At 66.1% G+C, this 13,856-nt stretch carries 15 protein-coding genes; 4 read left to right on the top strand and 11 right to left on the bottom strand.

All coding sequences use genetic code 11. The annotated features are described in order from the left end of the window. Positions 1-191: 191 nt before the first annotated feature. Positions 192-2,582: a DEAD/DEAH box helicase gene (locus KRX51_RS00990; RefSeq protein ID WP_218361101.1), complete on the top strand. Its 2,391-nt coding sequence runs from the start codon at positions 192-194 to the stop codon at positions 2,580-2,582. On the opposite strand, the gene KRX51_RS00985 is transcribed toward KRX51_RS00990, so the two are convergent. The 7 genes from KRX51_RS00985 to ssd all read right to left on the bottom strand — a co-directional run bounded on the left by KRX51_RS00985 (position 2,579) and on the right by ssd (position 7,232). Next, on the bottom strand, positions 2,579-2,914 hold the full coding sequence (locus KRX51_RS00985) for an Rv3654c family TadE-like protein (RefSeq protein WP_218361100.1): 336 nt from the start codon (positions 2,912-2,914) through the stop codon (positions 2,579-2,581). The two genes, KRX51_RS00990 and KRX51_RS00985, sit on opposite strands and share 4 nt — an antisense overlap. Next, entirely contained in the window at positions 2,915-3,286 is a 372-nt protein-coding gene (locus KRX51_RS00980; protein WP_218361099.1) for a TadE family type IV pilus minor pilin, read from the bottom strand. It lies immediately after the preceding gene. After that, positions 3,283-3,456: a DUF4244 domain-containing protein gene (locus tag KRX51_RS00975; protein ID WP_218361098.1), complete on the bottom strand. Its 174-nt coding sequence runs from the start codon at positions 3,454-3,456 to the stop codon at positions 3,283-3,285. Before KRX51_RS00975 ends, KRX51_RS00980 begins: the two co-directional genes overlap by 4 nt. 98 nt (positions 3,457-3,554) lie before the next feature. After that, complete coding sequence (locus KRX51_RS00970) at positions 3,555-4,181, bottom strand: type II secretion system F family protein (RefSeq protein WP_218361097.1); 627 nt, start codon at positions 4,179-4,181, stop codon at positions 3,555-3,557. Further along, on the bottom strand, positions 4,178-4,957 hold the full coding sequence (locus KRX51_RS00965) for a type II secretion system F family protein (RefSeq protein ID WP_218361096.1): 780 nt from the start codon (positions 4,955-4,957) through the stop codon (positions 4,178-4,180). The genes KRX51_RS00970 and KRX51_RS00965 overlap by 4 nt, the downstream gene beginning before the upstream one ends. After that, positions 4,954-6,123, bottom strand: a complete 1,170-nt coding sequence (locus KRX51_RS00960; protein WP_218361095.1) for a TadA family conjugal transfer-associated ATPase — start codon at positions 6,121-6,123, stop codon at positions 4,954-4,956. The genes KRX51_RS00965 and KRX51_RS00960 overlap by 4 nt, the downstream gene beginning before the upstream one ends. After that, positions 6,111-7,232, bottom strand: coding sequence for a septum site-determining protein Ssd (ssd, locus tag KRX51_RS00955; protein WP_218361094.1), 1,122 nt, complete (start codon positions 7,230-7,232; stop codon positions 6,111-6,113). The genes KRX51_RS00960 and ssd overlap by 13 nt, the downstream gene beginning before the upstream one ends. Before the next feature lie 312 nt (positions 7,233-7,544). Between ssd and KRX51_RS00950 the strand changes: the two genes are divergently transcribed. Further along, positions 7,545-8,417: an HAD family hydrolase gene (locus tag KRX51_RS00950; RefSeq protein ID WP_218361093.1), complete on the top strand. Its 873-nt coding sequence runs from the start codon at positions 7,545-7,547 to the stop codon at positions 8,415-8,417. 30 nt (positions 8,418-8,447) lie between these two features. On the opposite strand, the gene KRX51_RS00945 is transcribed toward KRX51_RS00950, so the two are convergent. Beyond that, on the bottom strand, positions 8,448-9,374 hold the full coding sequence (locus KRX51_RS00945) for a hypothetical protein (protein ID WP_370624957.1): 927 nt from the start codon (positions 9,372-9,374) through the stop codon (positions 8,448-8,450). Between the two features lie 174 nt (positions 9,375-9,548). Between KRX51_RS00945 and KRX51_RS00940 the strand changes: the two genes are divergently transcribed. Beyond that, entirely contained in the window at positions 9,549-10,064 is a 516-nt protein-coding gene (locus KRX51_RS00940; RefSeq protein ID WP_218361092.1) for a phage holin family protein, read from the top strand. Positions 10,065-10,067: 3 nt separating this feature from the next. After that, complete coding sequence (locus KRX51_RS00935) at positions 10,068-11,054, top strand: alpha/beta fold hydrolase (RefSeq protein ID WP_218361091.1); 987 nt, start codon at positions 10,068-10,070, stop codon at positions 11,052-11,054. Between the two features lie 15 nt (positions 11,055-11,069). On the opposite strand, the gene KRX51_RS00930 is transcribed toward KRX51_RS00935, so the two are convergent. From KRX51_RS00930 to KRX51_RS00920, 3 genes are read right to left on the bottom strand one after another with little or no spacing between them, the layout of a single operon-like run. Further along, complete coding sequence (locus KRX51_RS00930) at positions 11,070-11,909, bottom strand: class I SAM-dependent methyltransferase (RefSeq protein ID WP_218361090.1); 840 nt, start codon at positions 11,907-11,909, stop codon at positions 11,070-11,072. Between the two features lie 23 nt (positions 11,910-11,932). Then, positions 11,933-13,126 carry a MarP family serine protease gene (locus KRX51_RS00925; RefSeq protein ID WP_218361089.1) on the bottom strand — a complete coding sequence of 398 codons (1,194 nt, stop codon included), beginning with the start codon at positions 13,124-13,126 and terminating at the stop codon, positions 11,933-11,935. After that, positions 13,123-13,854: a CoA pyrophosphatase gene (locus tag KRX51_RS00920; RefSeq protein WP_218361088.1), complete on the bottom strand. Its 732-nt coding sequence runs from the start codon at positions 13,852-13,854 to the stop codon at positions 13,123-13,125. The genes KRX51_RS00925 and KRX51_RS00920 overlap by 4 nt, the downstream gene beginning before the upstream one ends. Positions 13,855-13,856: the final 2 nt, after the last annotated feature.

The raw sequence follows: 13,856 nt of genomic DNA, 5'->3' as shown, positions 1-13,856 counted from the left end.
TAAAATACTGCTCCTTGCTTAGAAAAATTGAGAACGCAGTCAGGGCTTCCCTCGGGAACTCCCTGGTGCGCATTGGCCATTGTGCCACGTCTGGTCCCAGATCGACGCACTGAGTTTTTGGCACCGGTAGTTCTGCGCCACTTCAGCGCACAATTGAGGTGCAGATAATCGCTTCTAGGAGGGCAGCCACGATGGGTGAATTTGGTCGCGAGTTGCTTGCCCCGGTGCTGCGCGCCGCCCCGCCAGCGGCACTAACTCATCTCAGCGACACCCCGGCCCGGCCCGCCCAGCACGCCCCGTGGCCGCAGTGGGTGGGCCCGGATCTGCGGGCCGCTTTTGCCGAACGAGGCATCGATACTCCCTGGTCACACCAGGTGGCGACTGCTGACTATGCCCACGCGGGCGCACATGTGGTCGTCGCCACCGGCACCGCATCAGGCAAATCCTTGGGCTATTTATTACCGGTTTTGCACCAGTTGGCTTCCTCCCCGGCAGCGACTGCGCTGTACCTGTCCCCCACCAAAGCACTAGGCGCAGATCAGCTCGCGGCGGCGCGGGAATTGGCTATGCACGTCGCCCCGGAGGCGGGGGTAGCTAGCTATGACGGGGATACCCCCTCCGCGGCCCGGCCGGTGGTGCGGAACTCGGCTCGGTGGGTATTCACCAACCCGGACATGCTTCATCTTGGTGTCCTTGCCCACCATCAGCAATGGACCCGGTTATTGCGCAATCTTCGTTTTGTGGTGATTGATGAATGCCACGCCTACCGGGGTGTCTTCGGCGCCCATGTGGCGCTGGTGCTGCGCCGCCTGCTGCGCATTGCCCGCCGTTATGGGGCGAATCCGACGGTGGTGTTCGCTTCTGCGACGACGGCGGACCCGGCTGCTCATGCCAGTGCCCTCATTGGCGAGGATGTTGTTGCTGTCACCGAGGACGGCGCGCCCGTAGGTGAGCGCACTATCGCTTTATGGGAGCCGGTGGCTCGCTCGGCTGGCCAGGGCCAGGTGGATTTATTGCGTCCGCCTGCCGACGATGGGGTCGTCGACCTGCTGAATCAGCCCGCCGTGGGTGGGCAGCACCATCGTCGGTCGGCTACGGCGGAGGCCGCGGAGATCATGGCGCGGCTGCTCGGTGAGGGCGCCCGGGTGTTGACTTTCGCGCGTTCCCGGCATGGTGCCGAGCAGATTGCGATGAGTGTGCGCGAGTTGCTCGCCGACTCCCACCCCGACCTCGCCCAGCGCGTGGAGAGTTACCGGGCTGGCTACCTCGCCGAAGAGCGCCGCGATATTGAGCGCCGCCTTGATAACGGGGAGTTATTAGGTGTGGCGGCAACGAATGCCCTGGAGTTGGGCATTGATGTCGGTGGGCTGGATGCGGTGGTGGAGGCCGGTTTTCCGGGGACGGTCGCCAGTTTTTGGCAGCAGGCGGGCCGGGCGGGTCGGCGTGGCCAGGGCGCGTTGGTGGTGTTGGTGGCCCGGGCGGACCCGATGGATACGTATTTGGTGCACCACCCGGAGGTGTTGTTGGGCCGGCCGGTGGAAAAGACGGTTTTCGACCCGACGAATCCGTATGTGCTGCGCGGGCATGTGTATTGCGCCGCGGTGGAGCGCCCCCTGGAGCCGGCCGATATTGAGGCCTGGGGTGCGGGCGCGGTGGTGTCGGAGATGGTGGCCGATGGGTGGCTGCGCCAGCGCGGTGGCCGGTTGTTCCCCCGGGATCGTCGGGACATACCGGATGGGCCGACGTTGGCGGGTGCCCATGCTGCGGTGAGTCTGCGTGGCGGTAGCGGCACTGAGGTCACCATCGTCGATGCCACTGATGGCCGGGTGTTGGGGTCTATTTCTGCGTCGAAGGCGACGACCCAGGTGCATGACGGGGCGGTCTACCTGCACCGCGGGGAGTCTTTTGTGGTTGATGAGCTGGATGTGGATGGCGCGTTGGCGCTGGTGCACCCGGAAAGCCCGGAGTGGACCACGATGGCCCGCTCGGATACTGATATCCGGGTGTTGCGCACGGTGGAGTCCCGTCAGCTTCCCGACGGGGTGGATATCGCGTTGGTCGAGGTGGAGGTCGAACGCCGGGTGACGTCGTATCTGCGCCGGATGCGCAGCGGTGAGGTGCTGGACACGGTGCCGTTGGATTACCCACCTGAGCTGCTGCATACCCGGGCGGTGGCGTACACGGTGCGTGATGCTGCCCTGCGCCGGTGGGGTGTGGATGCTGCTGATGTGCCCGGGGCGTTGCATGCCGCCGAGCACGCCGCGATTGGTATTTTGCCGCTGGTGGCCACCTGTGATCGGTGGGATATCGGTGGGGTGTCAACAGCGGTGCATATCGATACTGGCTTGCCGACGGTTTTTGTTTATGACGGCTACCAGGGCGGCGCGGGTTTCGCCGATCGTGGTTTTGAGGCTTTTGCGCACTGGTTGGCGGCTACGTGTGATGCGGTGCGTGAGTGTGCCTGCGCGGACGGGTGCCCATTGTGTATTCAGTCGCCGAAGTGCGGCAACGGCAATGAGCCGTTACATAAGGAAGCGGCGATCAAGGTGCTCATGGGGGTCTCAGAGGCCGCCTCGATTTAGTCCCGTTGTTTAGGCCCGGCGCGAGCTGACCCGAGCTGCTGCCCCACGTCGACGCTGACGATGATGTCTTCGCCGTCGGTGTTGCATTCGGTGAGGTGCGCGTTATTGGCGTGCGCGATCCTTGCTGCGGTGCGGCAGGGGTGGGCCACGCCGCGTTGTTTGACTGTTGCTGCACCAATAGCGGCAAGGTCGGCTGCGTTGTGGGCGCGGTGCTGGTCAATAAGTGCGGTGGCGGCGATCAGTACAGCGGCGACCACCACCGCGATAGCGCTGGTCATCAGCGCCGCGGTGATGGTGGTGGAGCCGCGGTGGGCGCGCCAGGCCGGGTGCATTTAGGCACTCTCCTCGTCCAGGGCGACGGCGTGGGCGTGCACGTCGAGCAGCGGCATCTCGACGGTGAGGTCCACCATGACCATGCCTGCGGTGGTGCTGGTGTGGACGGTGGCGTCGGGAAGCTGGTTGGCGAGTGCGTCGGCGGTGTCGGTGTCCCCACGGGCGGTGGCCCGGGCTATCTGGGAGGCGATGCTGGTGGCGCTGAGGTGGGTGGTCACGGTGGTGATCGCCCCGATGATGAGGACCAACACGGCGCATAGCGCGGCGATCGCGAAGGCGGTTTCGACGGTGGCTTGGCCGGAGTCTGCGCGCACCAGCCGCCCCGGCACCAGGTGCGGTGCGGGGGCGAGCCATGCCTGGGTGGTGCTCATCGAGTCGACAGTGCCTGTTCGATGATGTCGGTTAGTGCTTCGGTAATCGTGCCGCCGGTGACGACGGTGTAGAGCAGTGCGCCGAAGGCGGCAGCGGCGACGGTGCCGAGGGCGTATTCGACGGTGCTCATGCCGGATTCGTCGGCGGCGTAGCCGGTGATGGTGGACATGGGAATGGGTTCCTTTCTGGGTTGGTGTGTGGTTGTGGGTTTTTTGGGTGCGCTGCGGTGCGGTGGTGCGCGGCAGCGCCCGGTGTGAGTGGCGGGTCTCATCGGGTGGCCTCCACCATCGGGCCGGCCAGTCCGGCAATAGCGGGCACGAGGCCGAGGGCGATGAATGCGGGCAGGAAGCACAGTGCCAGCGGGCCGGCGATGAGCACCCCGGCGCGTTCGGCTGCGGCTTCGGCGCTGTCGGCGGCGCGGCTGCGGAATCTGTCGGCGAGTTCTGCAATGGCGTGCGCGAAGGCGGTGCCGGAGTCAGCGGATCGCTGGGCAAGGGCCGGTAGTTCACTTAAACATGGGTTGTCGGCCACGGGTTCCCATGGGCGTGCTGCGCCGAGCTGTAGTCGCGCTGCGGTGGTGGTGAAGCATTCGGCGAGGTCGTCATCGACGACCGCTGCGGTGGCGTGCGCCGCAGCTGTGATGTCAAGGCCGCAGCGCAGGCAGGCGGCGAGGATACCGAGAGCTTCGGCGGCAGCGAGTTGGCCGGATGCGCCTCGGCGTGGCCTGCGCACGGTGGCGGCGATGGGGTCGAGGACCCGCCGCACCCATGCCGGCATTCTTAACGCTGCTGCTGGTGGCGCGATGGATGCGCTCATCTCCGGCAGCCGCAGCGCAGGTCTGGGCGGGCAGCTCAGCACTAGCGCACCCGCGAGGACTAAGAGGGCAAGACTCATCGGGGTTGCTCCGCCCCGCGCAGGATAGCCAGTGCCCACAGCACCCCGGCGCAACTCAGTGTTACTCCCACCACCAGCACCACCGCGCCTAGGCCGTGGGTGAAAAAGCGCAGCGGGTCCGCGCCCAGCAGGTGCCCCATCACCAGGCCCAGCAGCGGCAGGCCAGCGAGGATGTACATCGTTGCCCGCGGCCCAGCAAGGCTCGCATTCGCCCGGCTGCGGAAGGCTTGTCGGCCCCGGGCGTCGGCACGCACTCCCTCTGCCATATCCGCCGGGGCGAGTCCGTAGTGCTCGGCCAGCGCCCAGGCGGCAGCAAGGCCACGCAACTCATCGATTCCGCTGGCACGAATAGCTGCCGCCGCCGAACCACCTAATTGGGCGCGAGTCGCCGCGGTGGTGAGTGCCTCCCCAATAGGTGGCCCCGCATCGGTGCCCGCCGCGTATAGGGCAGTTGCCGCACTCGCCCCGGCCCGTAATTGGGTGGCCAGGGTGTCGGCGGCGCAGGCGGTGGCAGTGAGCACCGCGTCCTGGTGCGTGCGGTGGGCCCGCCACCGGTGCACTGACAACACCGTGCGGGCAATCAGCACGACGGCAATCGCCACTGCCGGGGACGACCACAACGCAATCACTAGCCCAGGCACACACCACACCAATGCGCTGACCTGCGGCAGGTGCCGGGCAGGTACCAGAATGTCCAGGCGGTGCTTGGGGTTGGCGGCTGGCCAGGCCAGTACCGCACCGGCCCCGGTGAGCAGGGCAAGCGGCAAGCTGGTCATGACAGCTCCCCCACCCGACGTTGGAAAGCGTCCCGGTCCCCGGGCCACACCTGGCTCACCCGCATCGGCTGGTCGGGTTCGACCACACCAATAGCGGCCAGCCGACGGCCCTGGGCACTTCGGCGCACCCCAATGACCACGTGTACTGCCGCGATGAATTGGGCGGCGATAGCCTGCGCGGACACCCCTCCTAGGGCCCCGAGGGCCTCCACGCGGGCGGGCACATCACCGATGGTGTTCGCGTGCACGGTGCCGCCACCGCCCTGATGGCCGGTATTGAGCGCACCAAGCAGGTCCACGATCTCCCCGCCGCGGACCTCACCGACCACCACTCGGTCCGGCCGCATGCGCAGCGCCTGCCGCAGCAACTCAGCCCGGGTGATTTCACCAGCGCCTTCGATATTCGGCGGGCGGGTCACCAAGCTCACTACATGCGGGTGCGCGGGCTGCAGTTCCGGGGTGTCCTCAATGCACACAATCCGCTCAGTCGCGGCGACCTCTGCCAACAGAGCCGACAGCAAGGTGGTCTTGCCCGTGCCGGTGCCACCAGATACCAGGAACGAACACCTGTGGGCGATGACCGCGCGCAGCATGGCGATGGCCTCTGGTGGGGCGAACCCGCTTTCGGCCAGGTCCACAAGACCACGCCGGGCCGGGTGCAGCACCCGCAGCGAAATGAGGGTGTGGTCTTTTGCCGGCGGGCTCAGTACCGCGTGCACCCGCACTCCGGCGCCCCCGACCCCGCCGATACCACCAGGCAGATGGGCATCCACGTAGGGCTGGGCATCATCGAGGCGTCGCCCGCAGGCCCCCGCCAGGCGCACCGCAAGCCGACGCACTTCAGCCGGCCCGGGGAAGCACACCTCGACTCGTTCCATGCCGGCGCCGCGGTCGATCCACACCTCATCAGGGCTGGTCACAAGGATGTCGGTGACACCTGGCAGGCGCAGCAGCGGGTCCAGAACTCCCGCCCCGGTGAGCTCATCGCGCATCGTGCGCACCATGCGCAGCAACTCAGCATCACCAATGACACCGCCAGCTTCCTGGCGCACCGCCTCGGCGATTGCCTCGGCAGTCGCGGCGGTGGGATCAGAAGCGTCGGCAAGGCGGCGGCGGACCCGGGTGAGCAGGTCATCGGCAGGGGGCTGCGCCACTAGCTGGCCCATCGTTGCCACCACCTCGGGTGCGCCTCGTCGGCGGCAATGTCGGTATCGATAAGACCGCGCACAGCGTCGGCCAACCGACTTGAGCTGCGCGCAAGACCGGTGTGCTCAATTTCGGCCGCAAGACCCCGCAGCCACGGCATGGTGGCGACCACGCTCATATCGGTGGCGTACTCAATATCGTCAGCGCACACCCCGCCGGGTGCTGGACCAGTGGCGATGGCAACTGGTTCGGGGCCCAGCGCCCGCACCATGCGGGCTTGCTCAACGCTGGCGGCGATACCCCGCACAGTGCGTGGCACCACCACCGCAGCAATATCGGCCCGGGGCAAGATGTCGGCGAGTACCTCGCCACGGCGGGGCAGGTCCACCACGCCCACTCCCCCGTGGGCGACGACTGCATCCGCGACGGCCCCGACGGCCCCGGAAGCAATGGACTCAGGTACCCCACCGCGGGCACGCGGCATGGTGATAAGGCCCGGCCCGCCGGAAGCCCAGGTAGAACGCGGCAGGGCGTCAATCAGTGCGGCGCTGTCGATGCGCCCACCGGTGCGGATATCGGGCCAGCGCACCCCGGGGATATGTTCCATGCCGAGCAGCAGGTCCGCCCCACCGGAAAGTTCATCGGCATCAATGAGCACCGTTGGCCAGGTATAGGCGCTAGCCAGGGCACATGCTGCGGCGGTGACGCTGGTGCCCGCCCCGCCTGCAGCCCCGATGAGGGCCAGCACAAGGCCATCACCGCTGCCGCGCTCTGGGCGGCCCAGGTGCTCGATGAGGCGGGCGCCGCCGCTGGGCAGGGCGAAGGTTTGTTCCGCACCAATATTCAACGCGGCACGCAGGTCCGGTTCCTCAGTGTCGTCGTGGATGAGGAAAACCGCGTCCCGGCGGTTGTGGGCACCATCGGCGGCGATGAGTTGCGCGGTGGGTGCGTCAATGAGGATGGCTGCTGCCCGGCGCCACGCTCCCCCAGCCGGGTCAGGAGTTGCCACGGTACTGCTGGCGTGCCCCGAGGCCGCAGCGATGGCGGTGGCTTCTTCGCGCAGGCAGGCCTGGGCGGTGGCGATGAGGATTTCGGGTGTGGACTCGGCAGGTGGTGTCGCGGCGCTCATGGCCCGCATCCTGCCGCGGATCTAGCCACCACCGACGCCCGCCGCGGTGGGGATAAGCCGTAATTGTGGACGAGGCGTATTCGGTGGATAACCCACCAGCAGGGGCCGAAAAAGGCCTAGATATAGGTAAGACGCCTCGCCCGGGGGGGGGGATGGGCGAGACGTCTTCCCGGCCGGGGGGGGGTTGGCCGGGGGCGGCCACGCAAATGGGGCCAGCCAGACTCAGTATGACAAGCCGCTTTCAGGCGCGCAACCCCTAGAAGGATTTTTTATTCCCCCGCCCCACCACCACAGGTAGCTATGATCGACAGGGTGATTGGAGGAGGCACTTTTCCCGGCGACGGCAGCGCGGCCCACCTGCTGCCCATCGCCACGCGCCGCCCGCACAGCACAACGGTGGTGCACAACACCACCACAGCGGCGTTTTTCGACCTGGACAAGACGATCATCGCGCGCAGTTCCGCGCATGCTTTTTCCCGTCAGTTCATGGAATCGGGCCTGCTGACCACTACTGGTGTGCTCAATATGACCTTCGGCCACATCATGTACGTCGCCGGCGGGCACGACTCAGACCAGATGGCCGCCGCCCGTGACCAATTAGCGTCCATGGTCGCCGGCTGGCGGGCCGCTGATGTGCGCGCCATCGCCGAGCAGTCGCTCCACGAGGTCATCTCCCCGCACGTCTACACCGAGGCAATTAATCTCATCGCCCACCACCAGCGGTTAGGCCACGACGTGGTGGTGATCTCAGCGTCGGCACGCGAGGTTGTTGAACCCATCGCCGCCACCCTGGGCATCACTGATGTCATAGCCACCGACTTGGCTGTGGCCGACGGCCGCTATACCGGGGAGGTGCAGTTCTTCTGCAGCGGCCCACATAAGGCCACCGCAGTGCGCGAGCTTGCCGACGCTCGCGGCTACGACCTTTCTCGCTGCTACGCCTACTCCGATTCGGCCACCGATGAACCAATGCTGTCCGCTGTGGGCCACCCGGTGGCGGTCAACCCGGACCGGGCGCTGCGCAAGATCGCCGCAGAACGCAAATGGCCGATCCGCGAGTTCCTCACCCCGGAGCCACTATTCGCCTCTACCCAGCAGGCGGTGGGTTTCGCCGCCGGCGGTGTCGTCGGCGCGGCTTTGCTGGCCGCGGCGGCAGTGGCGGTACTGCGTTACCTACGGCGCTGAGCAGGCACAGAAAGTGCCGTCGGGCGTGTTCTAGACCGCCTCGGCAATAGAGCGCGCCTCTGCCGCACCGGCCTCCAAGCCTTCCAGGTGCAGCAGCATCCAGGTGCGCACACCTTCTTCGGTGCCGGCGGCGAATTGCCGGGAGGCTTCCACATAGCTGGTGCGCTTTTTGGACCAGCGGGATTCAGGCACGCCCAGGCCACGCGGGTCCAGGCCATTAGATACGGTCACCAGCCGGGAGGCAGCGCGGGCGATGATGCCGTTATTGTGCGCGAACGGCGCCAGGGTCAGCACCTCACCGTGGACCACACCGGATAACACCGCAGCGGGCACATCAGTGCCGCCGGTGATGAGGTCACTGAGAATATGCAGGCGTTGTTCTTTCATCGCGGCGCTCAGTCGTGCGTCACCGACGGGCCGTCCGGCCTCATCGTCGGGGTGGGCATTAGCCCCGGTGGGGCTGGCCAGGGCAGCCATGCGGGCAAGTACCTGCAGTGGGGCGCGTTTCCAGGTTCGGGTGGTCTCCCCGATGGTGTCGGGGGCCAGCAGTTCGGCCACCCGCAGGGCGGCGGCGAGCACGGGGTCGTTGACGATGCCGTCGTCTGGGATGGTGGGGTCGGCCCCGTCGAGCCATGCCGATGCCCGCGCCCCGCGCAGCACTGATTCGGAGCCGGTGATATTCCACTTACGCAGGTTGACCCGGTGGCGGTGCACCGCACTGATGGCTTGAGCAGCGTTGTGTACTCCGCGTTCGATGCCTTTGAGTTCCAGCAGCGGCGCCAACGGGTCGGGCCGATCGGGTTTCGGCGCGGGCTTAGGGGCTGCCGGGCGTGGGCTGCTGGGCATCGCTGGCATACCTAGTCCCCCGCCGCCGGGGCGGCCAGTTGGCATGCCCAGGCTGGCTGGTTTTTTCGGGCCGGGCTGGGCTGCGTGGTTGCCTGCGGGGTTTTCGCTCATGGCACCACAGGATAGGCCCCTGGGCGTTTGCGCTGGCCTCCTGGGCAGTGTTTCTGGGAAGATTTTTTCCTACTCGGCTCGCCTGAAACGACTATCAACGTGGCATATCGGCGGGTTATCGGTATTATCCCAAGAGTCATAGCAGTGCCAGCGAAAATATGCAGGAGGACGCACGTGAGCGACGACGGTAAGAAGGGCCTGTACACGGACGGAAACGAGGACCTCTCGCCGCGCGTTTCCAGCATCCCGCTCTCGGATGTCGATACCAACGCTACCGGCAGCGCCAGCCTGGGCACGCTGGTACAAAACGCCAGCCAGCAGGTGTCGGCCCTGGTTCGCTCCGAGGTGGAGTTGGCCAAGGCTGAGATTGCTCAGCAGGCTAAGAAGGGCGCCATGGGCGGCGGTTTCTTCGCCGTGGCCGGCGTGATTGCGCTGTACTCCACGTTCTTCTTCTTCCTCTTTGTGTCCGCACTGATCGCCGTGTGGCTGCCCTGGTGGGCTGGTTTCCTGATCACCTTCGTGGTCATGCTGGTCCTGGCTGGCGTTTTCGCCTTGCTGGGTCTGAAGAAGGTCAAGAAGATCGGCAAGCCGGAAAAGACCATCCAGTCGGTCCAGGATTTGAAGAAGGTTGTGCCGAATAAGGGTGCGCGCGGCGCGAACCCCGGTGACACTGACGGCCTTTACACCTAAACAGTGACCCGGAAATCCTCCGGGACGCCTCCCGCCCCGCAGCTCGACGATTTGGTGCCGGTTGGCCCGTGGCAGCACCGCCAGGTGCATTCCCGCGGCCAGCGGTTCGATGTCGCTGAGTGCGGGGCGGTTGGTGATCCCATGGTGTTATTGCTGCACGGTTGTACCGGTGGTTGGTTTGACTTCTCGGCCCAGTTGCAGCCCTTAGCCGATCGTGGTTTCCACGTCGTTGTGGCGTCGTTGCGTGGTTGGGGCAATTCGGACCGCACCCCCACCGGCTACCGTGCTGATGTTGCCGCCGACGATATGGCGGGGCTGATCCGTGCGCTGGGGCATAGCAATGCTCTTGTGATCGGCCATGATCTGGGTGGGGTGTTGGCCTGGACGATGGCGTCGCGGCACCCCCGGCTGACCCGGGCGATTGCGGTGTTGTCCGCCCCGCACCCGCTGTTGTGGAATCTGCGGTCGGTGGCGGTGCGTCGCACGGGCCCGCCGGCGACATTGATGTGGCAGCTCACTCGCCCCCGGTCCTCATCTATGGAGGATAAGTACCAGCTTGCCGACGTTATGGTCGACCTGTGCGGGCCTGATTTTCGCGGCTCTGCGCAGTGGGAACAGTTGCGGGATCTGCACCGGGCGGCTTTAGCTGCCGGCGCGTATGGGCCAGCTCATAGCCATATCAGCTGGTTATCGCACCCGTGGTCGCGGGGCCGACGGCAGTGGTTGGCGCGGTTGCAGGAGTACTCGCATGTGGCCCGCCATGTCGGTGGTGCCGCCCCGGCGTTGGTGATTAGTGGCCGGGATGATGTGTTGACCCCGCCGGAGGTGGTGCAGGCCAGCGCAGAGCTGATGGTTGGCCGGGATGGCTGCCTGGGTGATGGGGAGTACCCGGCCCCACTCATCATTGCCGATTGTGGGCATTTTCCGCAGTATGAGCGTGCCGACGTGGTGACTGCGGCTTTGGCTGATTTCGCCGAACAAACCCGCTAGCCCGCACCGGGGTGTTTAGGCGTCGCCAGCGCCCCAGATGATGATCCCGGCCCGGACGTGGCGGCGTACCGGGATGGCGTCGCCGTGGCGTTGGTGCAGCGGCTCAAGAACGTCGGCAAGCGTGGTGCCGTATTGCCTGGCGGCTTCGGCGAAACGCCCCGAGTATCGGGCGATGAGGTTGTCGAAGTTCATGGGTTTTTCGGTGATGACCTCAGGTTCCTCCACTACGCAGGGCACGCCCTTGCCGGAGAGGTAGCGCACCACATCTGAGATGAATGAGGCGTCGTTATGCGCGTCGGTCTGGTCCTGAATGCCGAGCTGGAGGCGCACGAAGTCCGCGATATCGTCCTGGTCGAGGGCCAGGTGGTTAATGGCCACCAGGCCACGGCTGGCGGCGGTGAGTTTGTCGACGGCAGCGGGTTGGCGCAGTACCGGCACCATGGAGGCGAATACGAGGTCGAAGGCGTTGGCCCAGCCTTGGGCGTCAAGGTCCACGCCGAGCCAGTCGGCGTGCACGGTGCGTAGGTTCACGGCGCGGCGGGCGGCACGCTCAGCGGCCTCAGCCAGCATTTTGGTGGAGATATCGGTGCAGGTGATTTCTCTGGCCGTGGCGGCCATCCGCAGCCCATAGCGGCCCGTGCCAGCACCGACGTCGAGGACAGTTTTCCCGGCGACGTCGATATGCCGACTAAGGCGGGTGAGCACTGAGTCGGTGAGGACTCCGTCGTCGCAGTCCTGGCTGACGGCGAAACCGGCGGCACGGCCGTCCCAGTAGTCCTCGGCGATGGTGTTATCCGGGGCGAGGTCCGGGTCGCCGAAATAGTCCGGGGCGAATTCGCGGCGGGTTGTGGGCATAGCGGGACTCCTTAGGTGCCGGGTTATTGCTCGACGCACTCGCGGGTGCTCACGGGGGTGTCCGCGCTTTCCGCGAACTGTAGGTGCCGCAGAGCTTCGGCACTGGTCAGAGCGTAGCCGGTGTTCTCCACATCAATACCAGCACCAAAGACCACACCAATGACATCGCCTTGCGGGGTGATCAAGGGCCCGCCGGAATTACCGCGACGCACATCTGAGCGCAGCACGTAGGCTTCCCGCTCAATACGGCCCGCGGAGTAGATATTGGGGCCCCGGATAGTCAGGCGGTCATCGATACGCGCCGGGGTGGCGGTAAACGGGCCAGCCAAGGGGAAGCCCAGCACCACCGCACCGGAGCCGATATCGGCGGGCTGCTCGGCCCACCGCATTACTGGCAGCGGCAGGTTGGGGCTGCGCAGCACCGCAATGTCCTCTTCAGGATCGAAGTAGACAACAGTGGCGTCGAAACGCCCGGAAACACTGTCAATACTGACCGAATTCACCCCGGCGACCACGTGGGCGTTGGTGACAATAAGGTCCGGGGCTGCGACGAAACCGGTGCCCTGCAGCAGCCGTTCACATTGCCGGGCTTCACCATTGACGGTGACCACCGAGGGCCGCACCCGGTCTACTACCGCCTGGTCGATGACGGCGGGGTCTGCGGGCGTCGGATCTGCCCGGCTGCCGGAGTGGAAGGGGGCGACGGCGGCGCGCATGCTGTCCACGTCGAGTTGGCGCACCAGTTGGGCGGGTACGTCGGTAAGCGACTCGGGCGCAAGATTATCGACGGTGGAGAGCACCTTCGAGCCCCGGATGGTGGTGCCGAATTCACCGGGGATGGTGGTGGCCAGCGGGATGGCCACTATCCAGGACACGACCAAGGCGGTGATGGTTTGCAATACCGCTCCCAGCCCGGAGTCCGCGCCCACCAGCAGCGGGGAGACCAGCATATTGCGCAGGGATTGGCCCGCTACCGAGCCGACGGCATTGCCGACGATCACCAGCACCACGATCAGGGCCAGGCCGACGCTGAGTTTGATCATCTGGTCATCGAAGAACTCCATGACCGACGGCGCCAGGTTGAAGCCGATGATTGCGCCGGCCACCACGCCGAGGATGCCGAGCACCGAGGAGAATAGGCCCTGCCGCCAGCCGTTGATGGCGCTGAAAAAAGCGATGATGACGAGGACAAGATCAACAATGGCCGAGCCGCTCATCGCAATTTCCCTTCCGTCGTGAATGCTTCCTGATTCGCCGAGGCGGCCAGGGTTTCGCGCAGGTCATGGACAGTGCTGTCGTCCCAGTCCTGGGCCCAACCGGCCAATGCAAACAGATGGGACAGTACGCCACCAGTAAAGCCCCACACGATAAACTCGCCGACCCTGAACGCGGGCCCACTCCACCCGGCGAAACCAACCATGAGCCGGTTTTCCGGGTTGAGCAGGTCATCTATCCGCACGTCGAGTACTGCGTCAGTTTCGGCGGGATCTACCACGCGCAGCGGGTGCGGGGCCCGCCAGTGCGCGAGCACCGGGTGCACGGCAAATCCGGTGCGGGAAATATCAATGCTGTCGAGCACATGCAGCGGGCTAACCGTTGCCGGGTCCAGCCCGGTTTCCTCTTCGGCTTCGCGCAGCGCGGTGTGCACCAGGTTGGTGTCACCGGGGTCAACTTTGCCGCCGGGGAAGGCCATCTGGCCAGCATGGCTGCGCAGTGTAGGGGCGCGGTGGGTGATGACCACCGAGGCGTCCTGGGGCCGCGCGGTGGCGGTGGGGTCCCCGGAGAGCAGCACCAGCACAGCCGAGGACCGTGGTTTGAGCAGCGGCTCGCGCAGGGTGGAGGACCGCTGGCGGAGTTGTTCCATATCGGTATCAGCGGTGCGCAGGGCGGTGGCGAGCCACGGCGGGGCGGCGGTGGCGTCGATCTCGCGGTCAAAACGGCTCATGG

It is taken from the genome of Corynebacterium sp. TAE3-ERU12, assembly GCF_019209905.1.
Taxonomy (GTDB): domain Bacteria; phylum Actinomycetota; class Actinomycetes; order Mycobacteriales; family Mycobacteriaceae; genus Corynebacterium.
This window is presented reverse-complemented; position numbering and strand designations above follow the sequence as displayed.